At 67.9% G+C, this 21970-nt stretch carries 17 protein-coding genes and 1 tRNA gene; 4 read left to right on the forward strand and 14 right to left on the reverse strand.

Annotation, left to right across the window (positions count from 1 at the left end; translation table 11 throughout):
* Positions 1 to 8: 8 nt before the first annotated feature.
* Positions 9 to 1472, forward strand: coding sequence for a M48 family metalloprotease (locus AQJ27_RS13965; protein ID WP_235613587.1), 1464 nt, complete (start codon positions 9 to 11; stop codon positions 1470 to 1472).
* 88 nt (positions 1473 to 1560) lie between these two features.
* Here the strand turns inward: AQJ27_RS13965 and AQJ27_RS13970 are convergent, their stop codons facing one another.
* From AQJ27_RS13970 to AQJ27_RS14020, 11 genes are all read right to left on the reverse strand, one after another.
* On the reverse strand, positions 1561 to 5460 hold the full coding sequence (locus AQJ27_RS13970; protein ID WP_067367151.1) for a DNA-directed RNA polymerase subunit beta': 3900 nt from the start codon (positions 5458 to 5460) through the stop codon (positions 1561 to 1563).
* 113 nt (positions 5461 to 5573) lie between these two features.
* Positions 5574 to 9059 (reverse strand): DNA-directed RNA polymerase subunit beta, encoded by a 3486-nt coding sequence (rpoB, locus tag AQJ27_RS13975; RefSeq protein WP_067367154.1) that lies wholly within the window; start codon positions 9057 to 9059, stop codon positions 5574 to 5576.
* A gap of 637 nt (positions 9060 to 9696) precedes the next feature.
* The gene (rplL, locus tag AQJ27_RS13980) at positions 9697 to 10080 is read right to left on the reverse strand and encodes a 50S ribosomal protein L7/L12 (protein WP_067367157.1); all 384 of its coding nucleotides are present in this window, start codon (positions 10078 to 10080) and stop codon (positions 9697 to 9699) included.
* Positions 10081 to 10204: 124 nt separating this feature from the next.
* A complete protein-coding gene (rplJ, locus tag AQJ27_RS13985) occupies positions 10205 to 10735 on the reverse strand; it encodes a 50S ribosomal protein L10 (protein WP_060901499.1) in 531 nt (176 codons plus the stop codon).
* Between the two features lie 360 nt (positions 10736 to 11095).
* Complete coding sequence (locus tag AQJ27_RS13990) at positions 11096 to 11947, reverse strand: SCO4651 family lipoprotein (RefSeq protein ID WP_067367160.1); 852 nt, start codon at positions 11945 to 11947, stop codon at positions 11096 to 11098.
* A 182-nt stretch (positions 11948 to 12129) separates the two neighbouring features.
* On the reverse strand, positions 12130 to 13071 hold the full coding sequence (locus AQJ27_RS13995) for an SCO4651 family lipoprotein (protein WP_067367162.1): 942 nt from the start codon (positions 13069 to 13071) through the stop codon (positions 12130 to 12132).
* A gap of 154 nt (positions 13072 to 13225) precedes the next feature.
* Positions 13226 to 13951 (reverse strand): 50S ribosomal protein L1, encoded by a 726-nt coding sequence (gene rplA, locus AQJ27_RS14000; RefSeq protein WP_067367164.1) that lies wholly within the window; start codon positions 13949 to 13951, stop codon positions 13226 to 13228.
* 94 nt (positions 13952 to 14045) lie between these two features.
* Positions 14046 to 14480 (reverse strand): 50S ribosomal protein L11, encoded by a 435-nt coding sequence (rplK, locus tag AQJ27_RS14005; protein ID WP_030359033.1) that lies wholly within the window; start codon positions 14478 to 14480, stop codon positions 14046 to 14048.
* 168 nt (positions 14481 to 14648) lie between these two features.
* The gene (gene nusG, locus AQJ27_RS14010) at positions 14649 to 15524 is read right to left on the reverse strand and encodes a transcription termination/antitermination protein NusG (protein ID WP_067367167.1); all 876 of its coding nucleotides are present in this window, start codon (positions 15522 to 15524) and stop codon (positions 14649 to 14651) included.
* A 77-nt stretch (positions 15525 to 15601) separates the two neighbouring features.
* Complete coding sequence (secE, locus tag AQJ27_RS14015) at positions 15602 to 15883, reverse strand: preprotein translocase subunit SecE (protein ID WP_067367170.1); 282 nt, start codon at positions 15881 to 15883, stop codon at positions 15602 to 15604.
* Positions 15884 to 15990: 107 nt separating this feature from the next.
* Positions 15991 to 16063, reverse strand: a tRNA-Trp gene (locus AQJ27_RS14020).
* Between the two features lie 247 nt (positions 16064 to 16310).
* On the opposite strand from AQJ27_RS14020, the gene AQJ27_RS14025 reads away from it, so the two are divergent.
* Positions 16311 to 17537 (forward strand): pyridoxal phosphate-dependent aminotransferase, encoded by a 1227-nt coding sequence (locus AQJ27_RS14025; RefSeq protein WP_067367173.1) that lies wholly within the window; start codon positions 16311 to 16313, stop codon positions 17535 to 17537.
* Positions 17538 to 17667: 130 nt separating this feature from the next.
* Positions 17668 to 18708, forward strand: coding sequence for an adenosine deaminase (locus tag AQJ27_RS14030; protein WP_067367177.1), 1041 nt, complete (start codon positions 17668 to 17670; stop codon positions 18706 to 18708).
* Here the strand turns inward: AQJ27_RS14030 and AQJ27_RS14035 are convergent.
* Positions 18653 to 19372: a hypothetical protein gene (locus AQJ27_RS14035; protein ID WP_067367179.1), complete on the reverse strand. Its 720-nt coding sequence runs from the start codon at positions 19370 to 19372 to the stop codon at positions 18653 to 18655. The genes AQJ27_RS14030 and AQJ27_RS14035 overlap by 56 nt on opposite strands.
* A 51-nt stretch (positions 19373 to 19423) precedes the next feature.
* Positions 19424 to 20035, reverse strand: coding sequence for a TetR/AcrR family transcriptional regulator (locus AQJ27_RS14040; protein ID WP_067367182.1), 612 nt, complete (start codon positions 20033 to 20035; stop codon positions 19424 to 19426).
* Positions 20036 to 20160: 125 nt separating this feature from the next.
* Between AQJ27_RS14040 and AQJ27_RS14045 the strand changes: the two genes are divergently transcribed.
* Entirely contained in the window at positions 20161 to 20793 is a 633-nt protein-coding gene (locus AQJ27_RS14045; protein ID WP_067367185.1) for an NAD(P)-dependent oxidoreductase, read from the forward strand.
* Positions 20794 to 20817: 24 nt separating this feature from the next.
* Here AQJ27_RS14045 and AQJ27_RS14050 read toward each other — a convergent pair whose 3' ends face one another.
* Positions 20818 to 21873 carry a UDP-N-acetylmuramate dehydrogenase gene (locus AQJ27_RS14050; protein ID WP_067367188.1) on the reverse strand — a complete coding sequence of 352 codons (1056 nt, stop codon included), beginning with the start codon at positions 21871 to 21873 and terminating at the stop codon, positions 20818 to 20820.
* Positions 21874 to 21970: the final 97 nt, after the last annotated feature.

Raw genomic sequence — 21970 nt, forward strand, 5'->3', positions numbered from 1 at the left:
GCCCCACCTTGTCCTACCCACCAGACCCGGCCGCCCCGGAGCCCGGCCCCGTCTACCCGGACCCCCCGTACCCGGGCACGCCCGCGCCGCCGTACCCCGGGGCCGCCTCGACCCCACCTCCGTATCCCGGGGCCGCCGCTCCCCCGCCCCCGTACCCCGGGACCGCCGCTCCCTCGCCTCCGTACCCTGGAGCCGCCGTTCCCCCGCCCCCGTACCCCGGGGCCGCCGCTCCCCCGCCCCCGTATCCCGGGGCCGCCGTTCCCCCGCCCCCGTACCCTGGGGCCGCCGCTCCGCCCCTGTACCCGGAGACTCCCGCGCCCCCGTCCTATCCGGGCGCCGCGCCCCAGTACCCGGGGGCCGGGGCCGCGCCCTCGTACCCCGCGGCGCCGTCCGCCCACCCGGGGGCCACGCCCACGTACCCGAGCGGCCCGCAGCCCACCGCCACCACACCGCCGTACATCCCGCCCCAGACGCCCCCCGCCCCCACACCCGCGGCACCGCCGGAGGCCCCCGCACCCGACGACCTCGACTACCGTCACGCGGGCTCCCGAATCCACGTGGCCGCGCACCAGCGTGGTGCCGACGCCACCGCGATCGGGCAGCTGGCGGTCCAGGTGCCGGGCTTCCTGGTGAGCCTCGCCGTGGTCGCCTCGTTCGCCGTGGGAATCCTCGGCACGGCCATCGGCTGGCTGGTCATCCTCGCCTGGCTGGCTTCCGGGGCGCTCGTCTTCCACCGGCCCACCGAGCTGGCCTTCGCCCGGCACGTGATGAAGCTCAGGGTGCCGCTCGCCGAGGAGCGGGCCCGTCTGGAGCCGATCTGGCGCGAGGTCACCGCCCGAGCGGGCATCGAGCCCCACACGTACGAGCTGATGGTGGAGAACAGCACGGACCTGAACGCCGTGGCGGCCGCCGGCCATGTCGTCGGCGTCACGACGTACGCGCTGAACGAGATCCCCAGCAGCAACCTCGCCGCCGTACTCGCCCATGAACTCGGCCACCACACCGGCGGTCACGCCTGGACGGGCCTGCTCGGCTACTGGTACTCCCTGCCCGGCCGGATCGCCTGGGCCTTCATGCGGGGCATCGCCAGGATCGCGATCCGGGTCGCGAGCGTCTTCTCACTCGCCGCGACCGGGATGGTCTACCTCTTCATCGGGATGTTCGTGATCGGCGGGTTCGTCGCCGCCTGGTACATCACCGTGCCGCTCGTCGCCGCCCCCTATCTGCTCGCCTACGTGGGTCGCCAGGGCGAGCTGCGTGCCGACCGGCAGGCGGCGGACCTGGGCTTCGCGCCCCACCTGGCGCAGGTCCTGCACCACTTCCAGGCCCAGGAGGACGCCGTCAAGGCGCAGGCCGCGGCGCAGGGCAGGCAGCTCAAGGAACCGGGCGGCCTGGCCAGGCTGCTGACCACCCACCCGGACAACTACACCCGCCTCCAGGCCCTGGAGCCCTACCTCCAGCTCAGCCGCTGACCACGGACGACCGGCACCGGACAACGCCGAAGGGCGGCCACCCCGTACGAAACGGAGTGGCCGCCCTTCAGTACTTCAGACGTACGCCTTACTGGTTGTACGGACCGTAGTCGTAGTCCTCCAGCGGGACGGCCTGGCCGGAGCCGGTGCCGAACGGCGAGTAGTCGATGTCGTCGTAACCGACGGCCGAGTACATCGCGGCCTTGGCCTCTTCGGTCGGCTCGACCCGGATGTTGCGGTAGCGGGACAGACCCGTACCGGCCGGGATGAGCTTACCGATGATGACGTTCTCCTTGAGGCCGATCAGGGAGTCGGACTTGGCGTTGATCGCCGCGTCCGTCAGAACCCTGGTCGTCTCCTGGAAGGACGCCGCCGACAGCCACGACTCGGTCGCCAGCGAGGCCTTGGTGATACCCATCAGCTGCGGACGGCCGGAGGCCGGGTGGCCGCCTTCCTGGACCACACGACGGTTCTCGGTCTCGAACTTCGAGCGCTCGACCAGCTCGCCGGGCAGCAGCTCCGCGTCGCCCGACTCGATGATCGTCACCCGGCGCAGCATCTGCCGGATGATGATCTCGATGTGCTTGTCGTGGATCGACACACCCTGCGAGTTGTAGACCTTCTGGACCTCGCCGACCAGGTGGACCTGGACGGCACGCTGACCCAGGATGCGCAGCACGTCGTGCGGGTTGGTGGCACCCACGGTGAGCTTCTGGCCCACCTCGACGTGCTCGCCCTCGGACACCAGGAGCCGGGCACGCTTCGAGATCGGGAACGCCGTCTCGTCGCTGCCGTCGTCCGGGGTGACCACGAGCTTCTTGGTCTTCTCGGTCTCCTCGATCCGCACGCGGCCGGAGGCCTCGGAGATCGGGGCGACACCCTTCGGCGTACGAGCCTCGAAGAGCTCGACGACACGGGGCAGACCCTGGGTGATGTCGTCACCGGCCACACCACCGGTGTGGAAGGTACGCATCGTCAGCTGGGTACCGGGCTCACCGATGGACTGGGCGGCGATGATGCCGACCGCCTCACCGATGTCGACCAGCTTGCCGGTGGCCAGCGAACGGCCGTAGCACATGGCGCAGGTGCCGACGGCGGACTCGCAGGTCAGGACCGAACGGGTCTTGACCTCCTCGATGCCGTGCTTGACCAGCTCGTCGATGAGGACGTCGCCGAGGTCGGTGTTGGCCGGGGCCAGCACCCTGCCGTCGACGGTGATGTCCTCGGCCAGCGCACGTGCGTACACGCTGGTCTCGACGTTCTCCGTCTTGCGCAGCACGCCGTCCTCGCCGCGCTCGGCGATGGCCAGACGCAGACCACGGTCGGTGCCGCAGTCCTCCTCGCGGATGATGACGTCCTGCGAGACGTCCACCAGACGACGGGTGAGGTAACCCGAGTCGGCGGTACGCAGGGCGGTGTCGGCCAGACCCTTACGAGCACCGTGAGTCGAGATGAAGTACTCGAGCACCGACAGGCCTTCACGGAAGGAGGCCTTGATGGGGCGCGGGATCGTCTCGTTCTTGGCGTTCGACACCAGACCGCGCATACCGGCGATCTGACGCATCTGCATCATGTTTCCTCGGGCACCCGAGTCGACCATCATGAAGATGGGGTTCGTCTTCGGGAAGTTCGCGTTCATCGCCTCGGCAACCTCGTTGGTCGCCTTGGTCCAGATCGCGATGAGCTCCTGAGTGCGCTCTTCCTTGGTGATCAGACCGCGCTCGTACTGCTTCTGGACCTTCTCGTCCTGCGCCTCGTAGCCCTTGACGATCTCCTTCTTCGCCTCGGGAACGACGATGTCGGAGATGGCCACGGTGACGCCGGAGCGGGTGCCCCAGTAGAAGCCGGCCGCCTTCAGGTTGTCGAGCGTCGCCGCCACGATGACCTTGGGGTAGCGCTCGGCCAGGTCGTTGACGATCTCGCCGAGCTGCTTCTTGCCCACCGAGTAGTCGACGAACGGGTAGTCCTCGGGCAGCAGCTCGTTGAAGAGCGCGCGGCCCAGGGTCGTACGGAGGCGGAAGGTGTCACCCTGCTGCCACTCGGGCTCGCCCTCCTCCTGCGCCGGCGGGGTCCAGCCGCGCGGCGGGATGGTGCCCACCGGGAAGCGGATGTCGACGGCCGACTGGAGCGCGAGCTCCCCGGCGTCGAACGCCATCGTCGCCTCGGCGGTCGAGCCGAAGGCACGGCCCTCGCCCTTGACGTCGCGCAGCTCGCCGTCCGTGGTCAGGAAGAACAGACCGAGGACCATGTCCTGGGTCGGCATCGTGACCGGGCGGCCGTCGGCGGGCTTGAGGATGTTGTTCGAGGACAGCATCAGGATGCGGGCCTCGGCCTGCGCCTCTGCGGACAGGGGCAGGTGGACGGCCATCTGGTCACCGTCGAAGTCCGCGTTGAACGCGGTGCAGACGAGCGGGTGGATCTGGATGGCCTTGCCCTCGACCAGCTGCGGCTCGAAGGCCTGGATGCCGAGGCGGTGCAGCGTGGGCGCACGGTTCAGCAGAACCGGGTGCTCCGCGATGACCTCTTCCAGGACGTCGTACACGACCGTGCGGCCGCGCTCGACCATCCGCTTGGCGCTCTTGATGTTCTGCGCGTGGTTCAGGTCGACCAGGCGCTTCATCACGAACGGCTTGAAGAGCTCCAGCGCCATGGCCTTGGGCAGACCACACTGGTGCAGCTTCAGCTGCGGACCGACGACGATCACGGAACGCGCGGAGTAGTCCACACGCTTGCCGAGCAGGTTCTGACGGAATCGACCCTGCTTACCCTTCAGCATGTCGCTGAGGGACTTCAGCGGACGGTTGCCGGGGCCCGTGACCGGGCGACCACGACGGCCGTTGTCGAAGAGCGCGTCGACGGCCTCCTGAAGCATGCGCTTCTCGTTGTTCACGATGATCTCGGGGGCACCGAGGTCAAGGAGTCGCTTCAGACGGTTGTTGCGGTTGATCACGCGGCGGTACAGGTCGTTCAGGTCGGAGGTCGCGAAGCGGCCACCGTCCAGCTGCACCATCGGACGCAGGTCCGGCGGGATGACCGGCACGCAGTCGAGCACCATGCCCTTGGGGCTGTTGCTGGTCTGCAGGAACGCGGAGACGACCTTGAGGCGCTTGAGCGCACGGGTCTTCTTCTGGCCCTTGCCGGTGCGGATGATCTCGCGGAGGCGCTCGGCCTCCTCGTCGAGGTCGAAGGACTCCAGGCGCTTCTGCAGCGCCGCGGCACCCATCGAACCGTCGAAGTACGTGCCGAAGCGGTCACGCAGCTCGCGGTAGAGGAGCTCGTCACCCTCAAGGTCCTGGACCTTCAGGTTCTTGAAGCGGGTCCACACCTCGTCGAGACGGTCGATCTCGCGCTGCGAACGGTCACGCAGCTGCTTCATCTCACGCTCGGCACCCTCGCGCACCTTGCGGCGCACGTCGGCCTTGGCACCCTCGGCCTCGAGCTCGGCCAGGTCGGTCTCGAGCTTCTTGGCGCGGGCCTCGAGGTCGGCGTCGCGACGGTTCTCGACCTGCTGACGCTCGACGGAGACGTGCGCCTCCAGCGAGGGCAGGTCGCGGGTGCGGCGCTCCTCGTCGACGAACGTGATCATGTACGCCGCGAAGTAGATGACCTTCTCGAGGTCCTTCGGGGCGAGGTCGAGCAGGTAGCCCAGACGCGACGGAACGCCCTTGAAGTACCAGATGTGGGTGACGGGAGCGGCCAGCTCGATGTGGCCCATCCGCTCACGACGCACCTTGGCGCGAGTGACCTCGACGCCGCAGCGCTCACAGATGATGCCCTTGAAGCGGACACGCTTGTACTTACCGCAGTAGCACTCCCAGTCCCGGGTCGGACCGAAGATCTTCTCGCAGAAGAGTCCGTCCTTTTCGGGCTTGAGGGTGCGGTAGTTGATGGTCTCGGGCTTCTTGACCTCGCCGTGGCTCCACTGACGGATGTCGTCAGCGGTGGCCAGACCGATCCGGAGCTCATCGAAGAAGTTGACGTCGAGCACTATGCGTCAATCCCTCTCAGGGTTGTAAGTCTTGGGGTCTGAAACGGGGGTCCTGGGGCCGGCGGGCCTTATGCACCTTTTCCAAGGGCGTTCAAAGGCCCGCCGAACTCCCGTCAGACCTCTTCGACGCTGCTCGGCTCGCGCCGGGACAGGTCGATGCCGAGCTCCTCCGCCGCGCGGAAGACGTCCTCGTCGGTGTCACGCATTTCGATGGACATACCGTCGCTGGACAGCACCTCCACGTTGAGGCAGAGAGACTGCATCTCCTTGATGAGCACCTTGAAGGACTCGGGGATGCCGGGCTCGGGGATGTTCTCGCCCTTGACGATGGCCTCGTAGACCTTCACGCGGCCGGTCACGTCGTCGGACTTGATGGTCAGCAGCTCCTGGAGGGCGTAAGCGGCGCCGTATGCCTCCAGCGCCCACACCTCCATCTCACCGAAGCGCTGGCCACCGAACTGGGCCTTACCACCCAGCGGCTGCTGGGTGATCATCGAGTACGGACCGGTCGAGCGGGCGTGCAGCTTGTCGTCGACCAGGTGGTGGAGCTTGAGGATGTACATGTAGCCGACCGAGATCGGCTCCGGGAACGGCTCGCCGGAGCGGCCGTCGAACAGCGGCGCCTTACCGGTCGGGAGCACCATGCGCTCGCCGTCGCGGTTCGGGATCGTGTGCTGCAGCAGACCCGCGAGCTCGTCCTCACGCGCACCGTCGAAGACGGGGGTGGCGACGTTGGTGCCCGGGGCGACCACGTCGGCCTCGATGGCCTGCAGTCGCTGCGCCCAGTCGTCGGCGAGACCGGAGACGTCCCAGCCGCGGCTGGCGAGCCAGCCGAGGTGGATCTCCAGGACCTGTCCCGGGTTCATTCGGGACGGGACACCGAGCGGGTTGAGGATGATGTCGACCGGGGTGCCGTCCTCCAGGAACGGCATGTCCTCGATCGGCAGGATCTTGGAGATGACACCCTTGTTGCCGTGACGGCCGGCGAGCTTGTCACCGTCCGTGATCTTGCGCTTCTGCGCCACGTAGACACGAACCAGCTGGTTCACGCCCGGCGGCAGCTCGTCGCCCTCTTCACGGTCGAAGACGCGGACGCCGATGACCTTGCCGATCTCGCCGTGCGGCACCTTCAGCGAGGTGTCGCGCACCTCGCGCGCCTTCTCACCGAAGATCGCGCGGAGCAGGCGCTCCTCCGGGGTCAGCTCGGTCTCACCCTTGGGCGTGACCTTGCCGACCAGGATGTCGCCGGCGACGACCTCGGCACCGATGCGGATGATGCCGCGCTCGTCGAGGTCGGCGAGGACCTCCTCGGAGACGTTCGGGATGTCCCGGGTGATCTCCTCGGGGCCGAGCTTGGTGTCACGGGCGTCGACCTCGTGCTCCTCGATGTGGATCGAGGAGAGGACGTCGTCCTGCACGAGGCGCTGCGAAAGGATGATCGCGTCCTCGTAGTTGTGACCCTCCCACGGCATGAACGCCACGAGCAGGTTCTTGCCGAGCGCCATCTCGCCGTTCTCGGTCGCCGGGCCGTCGGCCAGAACCTGACCGGCGATGACCCGGGCGCCCTCGTCCACGACAACCTTCTGGTTGACGGAGGTGCCCTGGTTCGAGCGGGAGAACTTGTGCAGGCGGTACGTGGTGTACGTGCCGTCGTCGTTGGCGGTGGTGACGTAGTCCGCGGAGACCTCCTGGACCACACCGTCCTTCTCCGACTTCAGTACGTCACCGGCGTCGACCGCACAGCGGTACTCCATGCCGGTGCCGACGAGCGGCGCCTCGGACTTGATCAGCGGCACGGCCTGGCGCATCATGTTCGCGCCCATGAGGGCACGGTTGGCGTCGTCGTGCTCGAGGAACGGGATCATGGCGGTCGCGACCGACACCATCTGGCGCGGCGAGACGTCCATGTAGTCGACGTCCTCACCGGGGACGTAGTCGACCTCTCCGCCACGACGGCGGACCAGGACACGGGACTCCTCGAAGCGGAGCTCGTCCGTCAGCGGCGCGTTGGCCTGCGCGATGACGAATCGGTCCTCTTCGTCGGCCGTGAGGTAGTCGACCTCGTCGGTGACGACACCGCCGGTGACCTTGCGGTACGGGGTCTCGACGAAACCGAACGCGTTGACCCGGCCGTAGGAGGCGAGCGAGCCGATCAGACCGATGTTCGGGCCTTCAGGCGTCTCGATCGGGCACATGCGGCCGTAGTGCGAGGGGTGCACGTCACGGACCTCGAAGCCGGCCCGCTCACGGGAGAGACCACCCGGGCCAAGAGCCGACAGACGGCGCTTGTGGGTGAGACCCGACAGCGGGTTGTTCTGGTCCATGAACTGCGACAGCTGGCTGGTGCCGAAGAACTCCTTGATGGAGGCGACGACGGGCCGGATGTTGATCAGGGTCTGCGGCGTGATCGCCTCGACGTCCTGGGTCGTCATGCGCTCGCGGACGACGCGCTCCATACGAGCCAGACCCGTGCGGACCTGGTTCTGGATGAGCTCGCCGACGTTGCGCAGACGACGGTTGCCGAAGTGGTCGATGTCGTCGGTCTCGACGACGATCGTGGTGCCGTTGTCACCAACGGTCTCGGTCTCACCGGCGTGCAGCTTCACCAGGTACTTGATCGACGAGATGATGTCCTCGACGGTCAGGATCCCGGCGTCCAGCGGGGCCTCGCCGCCCAGCTTCTTGTTGACCTTGTAACGGCCGACCTTCGCGAGGTCGTAGCGCTTCGGGTTGAAGTAGAGGTTCTCAAGAAGCGTCTGCGCGGCCTCGCGGGTCGGGGGCTCGCCCGGACGCAGCTTGCGGTAGATGTCGAGCAGCGCGTCGTCCTGGCCCTGGGTGTGGTCCTTCTCCAGGGTGGCGCGCATGGACTCGTACTCGCCGAACTCCTCGAGGATCTGCTCGGTCGTCCAACCGAGAGCCTTCAGGAGAACGGTGACGGACTGCTTGCGCTTGCGGTCGATGCGGACACCGACCATGTCGCGCTTGTCGATCTCCATCTCCAGCCAGGCACCCCGGGACGGGATGACCTTCGCGGAGAAGATGTCCTTGTCGGACGTCTTGTCGATGGAGGAGTCGAAGTAGACGCCCGGCGAGCGGACGAGCTGCGACACCACGACACGCTCGGTGCCGTTGATGACGAAGGTGCCCTTGTTGGTCATGAGCGGGAAGTCGCCCATGAAGACCGTCTGGGACTTGATCTCGCCGGTCTCGTTGTTGGTGAACTCGGCGGTGACGAAGAGCGGGGCCGCGTACGTGAAGTCGCGGTCCTTGCACTCGTCGATGGAATTCTTCGGAGGCTCGAAGCGGTGGTCCCGGAACGTCAGGGACATCGACCCGGAGAAGTCCTCGATCGGGGAGATCTCCTCGAAGATCTCCTCCAGACCGGACTTGGTGGGGACGTCCTGTCCGTTGTCCAGAGCCGCCTCGACACGAGCCTTCCACGCGTCGTTGCCGAGCAGCCAGTCGAAGCTCTCGGTTTGCAGCGCAAGAAGGTTCGGAACCTCGAGGGGCTCCTTGATCTTTGCAAAGGAGATGCGCAGCGGGGCGGTGCTGGCGCCGTTGTTCGTATTCGCGGTCGAGGCAGTGCGCGAGGCGGCCAAGAGGGGGTCCTTCCGAGGGCTCGGACTCACTACGCGCGTACCGGCCCCCCACTGTGGGCACAGAGACAGTCCGTTCCCGATTCAGCCAAAAGGCCAGGTCAGGGATGATCTAGTCATCGGTGCTCACGCGAGGGCATGCCCCTGGTGACGGGCAGGAGGCAGCTAACAGGCAGCGCAAAGGGTCAGTGTAGCCACTAGGCCCACTGATGTCCAGTCCCGGTTTTTTGAGACCATCGTTGTTCTCAACACCTGCGGCAAGCCACGCCCTCAATGCACATCGATACTGCCCTCTTCGTCACCGATCCATGCCTCGGATCCGGATCGTTGTGACGACGCGTCCTGAGAATTGCGCGCTGCGTGCGGTTCGTCAAGGCCCCCCATGCCCTAAGCAAGTGCCGCGATCGTCACGTGCAACCTGTCTTGCAGCCCGTCTTGCAGCCCGTCACGGGCTCGGCCGGAGGCACAACGAAGATCACCATACTCGTCGCCACCGACAGTGCAAGGCAGCCGCCACCGGACCCCAGGAACGCCGAAGAGCGACCACCCAGTTGGGTGATCGCTCTTCAGTGCGTCAGCGTTACAGGCGCACTAGCGGACCTGTATCAGCTCGCGAGGGGCCCTCAGCGGGCCCGTGGGACTACTTGACCTCGACGGAGGCGCCGGCGCCCTTGAGGGACTCGGCAGCCTTCTCGGCGGCCTCCTTGGCGACCTTCTCGAGAACGGGCTTCGGGGCGCCGTCCACGAGGTCCTTGGCCTCCTTCAGGCCCAGCGAGGTCAGCTCACGCACGACCTTGATGACCTGGATCTTCTTCTCGCCGGCACCCGTGAGGATGACGTCGAACTCGTCCTGCTCCTCGACGGCCTCGGCGGCGGCGGCGGGGCCGGCCGGACCGGCAACGGCGACCGCGGCGGCGGCGGTGACGTCGAACTTCTCCTCGAACGCCTTCACGAACTCGGAGAGCTCGATGAGGGTCATGTCCTCGAACTGCGCGAGCAGGTCTTCCTGGCTGAGCTTCGCCATGAGGGGCGATCCTTCCACTTATTCGGCTGGTGCCGGATGTACATGTGAGGCGGGCGTACTTTCGGCCCGCTGCGACCACTGCCTAGGCGGAACTGCTCAGGCGGCGGTCAATGCGCGAGCCGAATTACTCGGCACCGCCCTGCTCGGCCTGCTTGGCACGAAGAGCGTCCACGGTGCGGACGAGCTTCGAGGGGAGCGCCTGGAAGAGCTGGGCAGCCTGAGTCTGCTTGCCCTTGAAGGCACCCGCCAGCTTGGCGAGCAGAACCTCGCGGGACTCGAGGTCCGCAAGCTTCTTGATCTCGTCGGCGGACAGCGCCTTGCCGTCAAGGACACCGCCCTTGATGACGAGGTTGGGGTTGTCCTTGGCGAAGTCACGAAGACCCTTCGCGGACACCACCGGGTCACCGGTGATGAACGCGACCGCCGTCGGACCGTTGAACAGGTCGTCGAGCGTGGAGATCCCGGCCTCGTTGGCCGCAATCTTGGTCAGCGTGTTCTTCACCACGGCGTACTGGGCGTCTTCACCGAGCGAACGACGCAGCGTCTTGAGCTGCGCCACGGTGAGACCCCGGTACTCGGTCAGCACGGCGGCGTTCGAGCTGCGGAACTGGTCCGCGAGCTCGGCTACCGCGGCAGCCTTGTCGGGCCTTGCCATAGAGCGTCGGCCTCCTTCCGGGTGATGAGGACCGCTCAGAAGGGGCTGGGCAAAACGAAACGCCCCGGCGCAGGCGCACGGGGCGTAGCTCGACCGGCACGTCCGCAAGCTGGGCAAGCGAACTCCGGGAGCACATCCACGGTCACCTACGCGGGTCGTCCGCAGTTTCAGCGGATCCTTCGGCCGCCCTGCCCTCTTGCGAGCGCAAGGCAACGACCAGCGGTCTTTGGCTTCTGGGGAACAGTACGTGACGGGGTCGCTGTCAAGCAAATCCGCTCGACAGCGCCTCGTCCCGGCACTCGACGGCGCCTGGGCTCAGCGCCTCACGGCGCCTCGGCTCAGCGGCGGTTCAGTGCCGGATCATCCCTTCTGGGCGTCCTTCATCAGCTGCGCGAGGTCGACAGTGTCCTTGGCGGGCGGGGCCTTCACCGTCACCGGCTTGTTGTAGTCGAGGAAGACCATGGTCATGTCGAGCGGGCCCTTGTCGGAGGCGGCGCGCACCCGGACCTGCTTGGTGTGGTCGTCCGGCCCGACCCACATGTCCATCGTGAGCTTGTCGGCGCCCAGTTCCTCGTACTGCTTCAGGCTCTTCTCCCGCTTGTCCCGCGTCGCCTTGTCCTTCTTCTTGAGCTCGGCGCGGAGTTCGTCGAGGGTGACCGTGCCGTAGTAGTGGGTGGTCTGCACGCCGTCGATCTTCTCGGTGCCGACCTTCTTCACGTCCTTGGAGCCGGTCAGGTAGGTGGACTCCTGGGACGGGTCCTGGTCGGCCTGGTCGGAGAGCTTGCCCGCGTCGATGCCCGCGGAGCCGTCGGCGCCCTTGGCCATCCCGGAGATGTCGAACTTCATCCAGCTCTTGCCGTCCATCTCCTTGGCGGCGGCCGCACCCCCGCCCAGGTACATCGCCCCGTCGACGACCCGGATCTCCATCTTGCCGTCGGCGCCCTGGTCGAGAGCGGTCATCTTCATGCTCATGGCCAGCGGCTTCATGCTCATCGACGCCTGGGCCTCGACGCGGCCCGTCTCCGGGACCTTGCCGGTCATCCGGTAGCTGAGCGAGGTGATGGCCTCGCTGTTCTTCGCCGCCTTGGCCACGGCCGCCGCGGGCGTCATCTTCGGCGACTCGTCACCCTTCCCACAGGCGACGGCGCCCCCGCCGAGGACCAGGGCCGCGAGCGCGGCCCCCGCCGCTCCATGCCGTACGGAGTCACGCACAGAAAACATCAGGATCCCCCCAGGGAACACATGAGCGATACACAGACTTCGCCCGCAGCGTAGCCCAGGGAGGTTCCAGAGGTCTCGTGAATTCTTTTGAGTTTCTTGGTACTCGAGTTCTTGGTACTCGAGTTCTCGGTACTTGAGCTTCTTGGCGCCTGGCCCTCCAGGCGCCCGGAGCCTCAGCTCGTGGTGTCCGACGACCCGCTCGAAGTGTCGGCGCTGCCCGGCGTCAGGCCCTGTGTTTTCAGGAGGTCCTTGAAATCGGTCGTGTCGCTCGCCGGGGGCGCCACGGCGGCGACCTTCACTCCGTAGTCGCTGTAGTACGTCGTGGAGGACATCGTGCCGCTCGACAGCTCGCCCTTGGAGACCGCCTTGACGAGCAGGTCCTTGCCGTTGACCCAGATGTCGACGTCCTCCGTCGTGATGCCGGCCTGGGTGAACTGCTTCTTGAGGTCGGCGAGTTGGCTCGCGGTGAGGTGGGAGCTCTTGGCCGCGAGGTCCGAGACGTTCACCGTGCCCGCGTAGTGCGTGGTCTTCTCGCCGCGGACCGTCTCGTCGCCGACCTTCTTCACATCGCCGGAGGCCAGCAGGAGCTTCACCGACTGGTTCGGCGAGCTGTTCTGCATCTGGTCCTTCAGGAACGCGCCGGAGCCGCCGGCGAGCTTCGCCAGGTCGTCGTACGCGTACCTGACCCAGTGCTTGCCGCCCAACTGCTTGGCGAACGCCTCGCCCATCTTGGCGTAGTAGGCGTCGGACAGGTAGCGGGCCTGCATGGAGGTGCTGCCCGTCTTGCGCATCGTCTCGGCCAACGTGCCGCCGGTGTACGTGATCGTCATGTCGCCGGTGAGGCCGTCGCTCCAGCCCATGACGCCGTCCGACTTCATGGACATCAGCGTGCCCAGGCTCGTCGTGGACTCGATCTTGGCGGTGTCGGCGCCGTCGGTGGACTTCTCGGCGGACTGGAGGGCCGCTATGGGGCTGACGCGGGTCGTGCCCTTGTCGGCCGCCTTGTCGTCCTTCCCGGAGCCTCCGGAGGAGCCCGAGGAACAGGCGGCCACCCCCGCCAGCGCGCTCACCAGCGCGATCGAAAGGGTCACTCGGCGCACGCTCGTGCTCTTCATTCGTCCCACCCCTATGCGAATCCTGAGAGCTGCACGCTAACGCAGCCCACTGACACACGTATCCGGGAATGGGGACGGGCCCCGCACCTCGAAAGGTTGCGGGGCCCGTGCCAAGAACGCGTATGCGACGCGGTCACCGTGGTGAGCGGAAGGCTCAGACGGCGGCCGGGTCCTCCTCGACGAGGAGGTTGCGGGTGCGGTTCGGGTCGACCGGAACGCCGGGGCCGATCGTGGTGCTGATCGCGGCCTTCTTGATGTAGCGACCCTTGGCGGCGGACGGCTTCAGACGAAGGATCTCGTCCAGCGCGGCGCCGTAGTTCTCCACCAGCTTGGCCTCCTCGAAGGAGGTCTTGCCGATGATGAAGTGCAGGTTCGAGTGCTTGTCGACGCGGAACTCGATCTTGCCGCCCTTGATCTCGGTCACGGCCTTGGCCACGTCCGGGGTCACGGTGCCGGTCTTCGGGTTCGGCATCAGACCACGCGGGCCAAGGACACGGCCCAGACGGCCGACCTTGCCCATGAGGTCCGGGGTGGCGACGACGGCGTCGAAGTCCAGACGGCCCTTCGATACCTCGTCGATGAGCTCGTCGGAGCCGACGATGTCGGCGCCCGCGGCGAGTGCGGCCTCGGCACGGTCACCGGTCGCGAAGACCAGGACCCGGGCGGTCTTACCGGTGCCGTGCGGGAGGTTCACGGTGCCGCGGACCATCTGGTCGGCCTTGCGCGGGTCTACACCCAGGCGGAAGGCGACCTCGACGGTGCCGTCGAACTTGCTCGTGGAGGTCTCCTTGGCGAGACGGACGGCCTCGAGCGGGGCGTAGAGCTTCTCCCGGTCGATCTTGGCGTCCGCAGCGCGGAGAGACTTGCTGCGCTTGCTCACTACTGCTCCTGTTGTGTTCTGAGGAGTCGTGGTACGGACCGAGCAGGCCCTGCCACGTGCGGCTCGCGCCGCATGGTTCCTACGAAGGTGGGTGTCAGCCCTCGACCGTGATGCCCATGGAACGGGCGGTGCCGGCGATGATCTTCGACGCGGCGTCCAGGTCGTTGGCGTTGAGGTCGGGCATCTTCGTGGTGGCGATCTCGCGGACCTGCGCCTGGGTGATCTTGGCGACCTTGGTCTTGTGCGGCTCGCCGGAGCCCTTCTCGACACCCGCGGCCTTGAGGATCATCTTGGCGGCCGGCGGAGTCTTGGTGATGAAGGTGAAGGAGCGGTCTTCGTAGACCGTGATCTCCACCGGGATGACCCAACCGCGCTGCGACTCGGTCGCGGCGTTGTAGGCCTTGCAGAACTCCATGATGTTGACGCCGTGCTGGCCCAGCGCGGGGCCGACCGGCGGAGCCGGGTTGGCCGCGCCGGCCTGGATCTGGAGCTTGATAAGCCCCGTGACCTTCTTCTTCTTGGGAGGCATGTGCTCTCTCCGGGTCCTAGTGAGAGTTTTCAGCTTCCGCCCGGTTCATCCGGATGGAGGCATACCGCACAACGATAACGGGTATCCATGCGCGGCCAAAAACCGAGCAGGTCAGACGGGCTGCGTGAGCCCGTCTGACCTGTTCGGAAGACGTACGTCCAGAAGCTGCTAGTTCTTCTGGATCTGGTCGAACGAAAGCTCGACCGGGGTCTCGCGACCGAAGATCTCCACCAGGCCCTTGACCTTCTTGGAGTCGGCGTTGATCTCGTTGATGGTCGCCTGCAGCGTGGCGAACGGGCCGTCCGTGACGGTGACCGAGTCGCCGACCTCGAAGTCCAGCACCTGGACCTCAAGCTTGCGCTGCGGAGCAGGCTTGCCCTCGGCCTCGGCGGCCTCACGGGCGGCCTTCTCCTCGGCCTCCGGGGCGAGCATCTTGACGATCTCGTCCAGCGTCAGCGGGTACGGGTCGTAGGCGTTGCCCACGAAGCCGGTGACACCGGGAGTGTTGCGAACGACACCCCAGGACTCGTTCGTCAGGTCCATGCGGACCAGGACGTAGCCCGGGAGCTTGTTCTGCTTGATCGTCTTGCGCTCGCCGTTCTTGATCTGCGCGACCTCTTCCTGCGGCACTTCGGCCTGGAAGATGAAGTCCTCGACGTTCAGCGAGACGGCGCGCTGCTCGAGGTTGGTCTTCACGCGGTTCTCGTAACCGGCGTAGGTGTGGATGACGTACCACTCGCCGGGGAGCGTGCGCAGCTCCTCGCGCAGTGCGGTGACGGGGTCGACGGGCTCGGCCTCTTCTTCGGCCTCTTCCTCGGCGCCCTCTTCGGCGTCTTCAGCGAGGGCCTCGTCGGGAACGTCCTCGTCCTCGACGTCCTCACCGGACTCGTCCTCGACGTGCAGGGCCGCTTCCTCGGCGGGCTCGCCGGTGGCGGCATCGGCAGCCTCGAACTCGTCCACGACGTCCGCGCCCTCGACGATGTCGAGCTCGTCGTCAACGGACTCGACCGACTCGCTGGCATCGTTCAGGTTCGGGTCAGACACGGTGGCTGCTTCTTCCTGGATACATGGGGGTGGAACGCGCGAAAGGGGCGCCGGTGACGGCGCCCTTCGCTCTCGGCTCAGCCGAAGACGTACTTGGCGGCGTGGTTGAGCCCATAGTCAATCACGGTCACCAGGCCAATCATGATGACGACGAAGACAATCACCACTGTGGTGTACGTCGTCAGCTGATTGCGAGTCGGCCAGACGACCTTGCGGAGTTCCGCGACGATCTGGCGGTAGAAAGTGGCAAGGCGCTTCAGCGGGCCCTTCTTGGCACGCTTACCGCCCTTGCGGGCCTTCTTCTGAGACTCGGGCGCCTCGGCATCAGGCATGTCGATGGAGCCCACGGCGTCCGTCACTCGTCCTCACCTGATTCCGGGTCGTGGCCGTGCCGCGCCCGGTTGAGCCGCACGGCGGTGCATTGCGGTACGTACATGCGCACACATCCTGGCGAAGGTGTGCGTAGCAGGGCCGGAGGGACTTGAACCCCCAACCGCTGGTTTTGGAGACCAGTGCTCTACCAATTGAGCTACGACCCTTTGTTTCCCCCAACGTACCGCATCCATCCGGATGCTCGGTGTGCATCGGATGAGTGCGGCCGGTGAAGGCCAACGAGGTGAGAGTGTACGTGGTCCGGGGCCGGTCGTCGAACAGAAAGTGTCCGTACGGGCTTTGTCCGCCGAAGATCGACCGGTGAGGCATCCGGATCCGGACGGTTGTTCTCTTGTTGTTCAGTCTGTGAAACCCGCGTGCCGGGGGAGTTTCCAGTCTGAAACGATGGGTGCCATGAGCCCTGCAACCCCTCCCACCGAGCGCCGGGTCTCCGCCCGAGTCGGCGCGATCTCCGAGTCCGCCACCCTCGCCGTGGACGCCAAGGCCAAGGCCCTGAAGGCCGCCGGGCGCCCGGTGATCGGCTTCGGCGCCGGTGAGCCCGACTTCCCGACCCCGGACTACATCGTCCAGGCCGCCATCGAGGCCTGCTCGAACCCCAAGTACCACCGCTACACGCCGGCCGGCGGGCTCCCCGAGCTGAAGGCCGCGATCGCCGCGAAGACCCTGCGCGACTCCGGCTACGAGGTGGAGGCCGCCCAGGTCCTGGTCACCAACGGCGGCAAGCAGGCCATCTACGAGGCCTTCGCCGCGATCCTCGACCCGGGCGACGAGGTCATCGTCCCGGCGCCCTACTGGACGACGTACCCGGAGTCGATCCGTCTCGCCGGCGGTGTCCCGGTCGAGGTCGTCGCCGACGAGACCACCGGCTACCGCGTCTCGGTCGAGCAGTTGGAGGCCGCCCGCACCGAGAACACCAAGGTGCTGCTCTTCGTCTCCCCGTCCAACCCGACGGGCGCGGTCTACAGCCGCGAGCAGATCGAGGAGATCGGCCGCTGGGCCGCCGAGAAGGGCCTGTGGGTCCTGACGGACGAGATCTACGAGCACCTGGTCTACGGGGACGCGGAATTCCACTCCCTCCCGACGGTCGTCCCCGAGCTCGCCGACAAGTGCATCGTCGTGAACGGCGTCGCGAAGACGTACGCCATGACGGGCTGGCGCGTGGGCTGGCTCATCGGCCCGAAGGACGTCGTCAAGGCCGCGACCAACCTCCAGTCGCACGCCACCTCGAACGTGTCCAACGTCGCCCAGGTCGCCGCCCTCGCCGCCGTATCCGGCGATCTGACGGCCGTCGCCGAGATGCGCGAGGCCTTCGACCGCCGCCGCAAGACCATCGTGCGGATGCTCAACGAGATCGACGGCGTGCTCTGCCCCGAGCCCGAGGGCGCCTTCTACGCGTACCCCTCGGTCAAGGCCCTCGTCGGCAAGGAGATCCGCGGCAAGCGCCCCCGGAACACGGTCGAGCTGGCCGCGCTCATCCTGGAGGAGGCCGAGGTCGCGGTCGTCCCGGGTGAGGCCTTCGGCACCCCGGGGTACCTGCGCCTGTCGTACGCCCTGGGTGACGAGGATCTCGTCGAGGGCGTCAGCCGGATCCAGAAGCTCCTGGCCGAGGCACGGGACTGACGTTTTCGCGCTCCACGCGTGTGTGCGGGCCGTTTCCCCCAGGGGGAGGCGGCCCGCTTCTTCGTGCGAGCAAGACCACTAACGAGGAAAGCGCTACCGACACGGCGGGAACGTACGGCAGGATCCTGGAATGGAGCGCGTACGTGATCTCTCTGAACTGCCGAAAGCCCATCTGCACCTGCACTTCACCGGTTCGATGCGGCCCACCACCGTGCTGGAGCTGGCCGACAAGTACGGCGTCCGGCTGCCCGAAGCCCTCACCGACGCCCTGACCAGCGGCGAACCGCCCAGGCTGCGGGCGACCGACGAGCGCGGCTGGTTCCGCTTCCAGCGGCTGTACGACGCGGCGCGGTCGTGTCTCAGAGAGCCCGAGGACATCCAGCGGCTGGTGCGCGAGGCCGCCGAGGAGGATCTGAAGGACGGCTCCGGCTGGCTGGAGATCCAGGTCGACCCGACCTCGTACGCGCCCCGGCTGGGCGGGCTCATCCCGGCCCTGGAGATCATCCTGGACGCGGTGGACTCGGCCGCGCGGGAGACCGGGCTCGGTATGCGCGTCCTGGTGGCCGCGAACCGCATGAAGCACCCGCTGGACGCCCGCACCCTGGCCCGGCTCGCCGTGCGCTACGCGGACCGCGGCGTCGTCGGCTTCGGGCTCTCCAACGACGAGCGGCGGGGCATGGCGCGGGACTTCGACCGGGCCTTCGCGATCGCGCGGGACGGCGGTCTGCTGTCCGCGCCGCACGGCGGCGAGCTGACCGGCCCGGCGTCGGTCCGCGACTGCCTGGACGACCTGCACGCCACCCGGATCGGGCACGGTGTGCGCGCCGCCGAGGACCCGCGGCTGCTGAAGCGGCTCGCGGACCGCGGCATCACCTGTGAGGTGTGCCCCGCGTCGAACGTCGCCCTGGGGGTCTACGAGAAGGCCGAGGACGTCCCCCTGCGCACCCTCTTCGAAGCCGGCGTCCCGATGGCCCTCGGCGCCGACGACCCCCTGCTGTTCGGTTCCCGGCTGGCCGCCCAGTACGAGCTGGCACGCCACCACCACGGCTTCACGGACGCGGAACTGGCCGAACTCGCACGCCAGTCGGTGCGGGCCACGGCGGCCCCCAAGGACGTCAAGGAGAAGCTGCTGTCGGGCATCGACGACTGGCTGGCCGCCCCGGTCGCCTGAAGTGGGCGTACGGCGGATACGCCTGGAAGCCGATGTCCAGCTCGACGTGACGGCCTCGGGACGGCGGCAGGTGCGGGGTGAGGGAGGCGACGAGCACGTCCTGCCCCTTGGCGGCCCGCTTCCCACGCGGCCCGAACCCGGCCGCCACCTCCAGGTGCGTGGCCGCCGAGGCGAAGGTGTCGCGGGCCCCGAGGAGGAAGAGCGTCCCCGCGTGTACGGCCGGATGGATCCGGTCCCGCGCGTCGAGGCGGTCCCAGCGCTGCTCCCAGCGCGCCTCCCAGGCTGCCGCGTGGGCGGCGGTGCGCTCCTCGTTCGTGCGTACGGTGAGCGGGGTGCCCTCACGCAGCCGACGGCGCAGCCCGGGCCAGGCGGAGGGCTGCAGGCCCGGCGACCGGTGGGCCAGGACGAGGTCGACCGGCGCCCCGGGCGCAAAGGCCCTGGGGATGCTCCGCCGCAGCGGGACGTACACGATCGTGTGCCGGGAGAACGCGGCGAACGAGAAGAGCGCGGCGAGGCGGGCGAGTCCGTCGTGGTCGCCCACGAGGTAGCCCCAGCCTTCGAAGGGGTCGCTGAGTGTGGTGTGCCGCAGCGGCGGACGTGGCTGGACGACCCGGTAGGCGCGGGGGCCGACGCGCGGCGTGAACTCCGTGACGCTCAGCCGCACAGGGAGCGTCGCACGGCCGTTTGGGCTTGTCTCATCGGGCCAGGGTGACCGTCACGAGAGCTCGTCCGCAACGGAGATTCCGCCCAGCAGCGTGCGGGCGATCGACAGGGCGAACTCGTCCACGGGCGGCGGCTTGCCCTCCTCCGTGGAGTCGTAGGCGAAGGCACGCTGGGCGCACGCGCCCAGCAGGAGCGAGGCGGCCGCGTAGGTGTCGGCACCGGCGCGGACCCGGCCCGCGTCCTGTTCGGCGCGGAGATAGGCGTCGAGACCCCGGATGGGCATGTGGGGGCCCGACCCCATGGAGCGCAGCGACTCCTCGTGCCGGCGCTTGAGCTGCGTTTCCGCGTACAAGGAGGCGGCGATCGGGAAACTCTGTTCATAGAAGAGGGCGGCCCGGCGGGCGATCTCGGTGAGGTTCTCCAGAAGGGTGCCCCGGCCCGGCTCGGCCGCGAGACCGGCCAGCAGCGGGGTCAGCTGGGGCAGGCGCTCTTTGAGCACGTTGACGAACAGTTCCTCCTTGCTCGGGAAGTACTTGTAGAGCGCCGCCTCCGAGCAGCCCGCGGCCTTGGCGATCTCCTTGGTCGTGGCGCGGGCGAGGCCGATGGTGAGCATGAGCTCGTGCGCCGCGTCGAGGATGCGGATCCGGGCCGGTTTCTGCTGCATGGGCCCCAAGGATTCCATGTTCACCCCTGTTCGGCCTTGACGGGTGAGTGAGTGCTTACCCACCCTAGGAGCAAGCAGAGGTAAGTGAATACTCACCCACCCGATCCATCCAGGGGGATCACGTCATGAAGCTCACCGTCTTCGGGGCCACCGGCGGCATCGGCCAGGAAATCGTCCGGCAGGCGCTGGACTCCGGCCACCAGGTCACGGCCGTCGTACGGGATCCGGCTCGGCTGACCGTCACCGGCGCGGGTCTGGAGGTGTTCCGCGCGGACCTCACGGACCCGGAGGCGCTGCGCCCCGCGGTCGCGGACCGGGACGCGGTCCTCTCCGGGCTCGGCGCCCGCAGCCGCAAGGACGCCGGGATCGCGACCCGGCTGACCCGTACGGTGCTGGGCGCCATGGAGGCCGAGGGGGTGCGCCGGTTGCTGGTGGTGAGCGCGGGGCCGGTCGGTCCCGACCCCGAGGGCGCGGGGTTCGTCGACCGCGCCGCGCGGGGCCTGGTCTCGCTGATCCTGAAGGACGTCTACGCCGACCTGGCGGCCATGGAGGGCGAACTGGCCCGGAGCGCGACCGACTGGACGGTCGTGCGCCCGCCGCGGCTGCAGAACAAGCCGGTGACCGGCTCGTACCGGACGGTCGTCGGGGGCTTCCCGCTCAAGGGCCGGTTCATCGGACGCGCCGACGTGGCGCACGCGATGCTGGCGATGATCGACGCCCCCGGGACGGTGAAGCAGGGCGTCGGAGTCGCCTACTAGAAGTCGCGTACTGGAACCGGAGCCCTAGAGCTCCACGCCCACCGTCACCGGCTCGTTGACGAGGGTGATCCCGAAGGCGTCGCGGACGCCGGCGACGACCTCGCGGGCCAGCGCGAGGAGGTCCTCGGTGGTGGCCAGGCCCCGGTTGGTGAGGGCCAGCGTGTGCTTGGTGGAGATCCGGGCGGGTCCGGAGCCGTAGCCCTTGGTGAAGCCGGACTTGTCGATCAGCCAGGCCGCGGAGGTCTTGGTGTGGCCTTCGCCCGCCGGGTACGCGGGCGGCACGACGTCGGCGCCCAGCCGCTCGGCCACGCGCGCGTGGAACGCGGCGAAGTCCTCGTCCGTGAGGATCGGGTTGGTGAAGAACGACCCGGCCGACCAGGTGTCGTGGTCCTCGGGGTCGAGCACCATGCCCTTGCTGGAGCGCAGCTTCAGGACGGTCTCGCGGGCGGTGGCGAGCGGCACCCTGTCGCCGGGCTCGACCCCGAGGGAGCGTGCCGTCTCGGCGTACTTGATCGGGGCCGACAGCCCGTCCGCGTCCTCCAGCTCGAACCTGACGCGCAGCACGACGTACCGCTCGGGGTCGGCCTTGAAGCGGCTGTGGCGGTACGAGAAGGCGCAGTCGGCGTTGGCCAGGGTGACCGTCTCGCGCGCCCTACGGTCGTACGCGATCACTTCGGTGATGGTGGACGACACTTCCTGGCCGTACGCGCCCACGTTCTGGATCGGGGTCGCGCCGGCGGAGCCGGGGATCCCGGCGAGGCACTCGACGCCGGCGAGCCCGGCCTCGACGGTGCGGGCGACCGCGTCGGTCCACACCTCGCCCGCCGCCAGCTCCAGCCTCGTACCGTCGAGGGCGAAGCCGGTGGTCGCGATGCGCAGGGCGGTCCCGGCGAAGCCCTTGTCACCGATGACCAGGTTCGATCCGCCGCCGATGATCAGCAGCGGCGTACCGGTGTCGTCGGCCTCTCGGACGGCGGCGATCACCTCGGCGTCGGTCGTGGCGGTGATCAGCCGGGTCGCGGGACCCCCCAGCCGGAAGGTGGTCAGCGGGGCGAGCGGGGCGTCGTGGAGTTCCTGCACGGGCTCAAGAGTACGAGAAGGGCCCCGCCGGTCGAGGCGGGGCCGCTTCTGTATGCGCACGGGATGGACTTCTATGTGTGCACGGGATGGACCGATC

The sequence above is a fragment of the Streptomyces olivochromogenes genome, assembly GCF_001514115.1.
In the GTDB taxonomy this organism is placed as follows: Bacteria; Actinomycetota; Actinomycetes; order Streptomycetales; family Streptomycetaceae; genus Streptomyces; species Streptomyces olivochromogenes.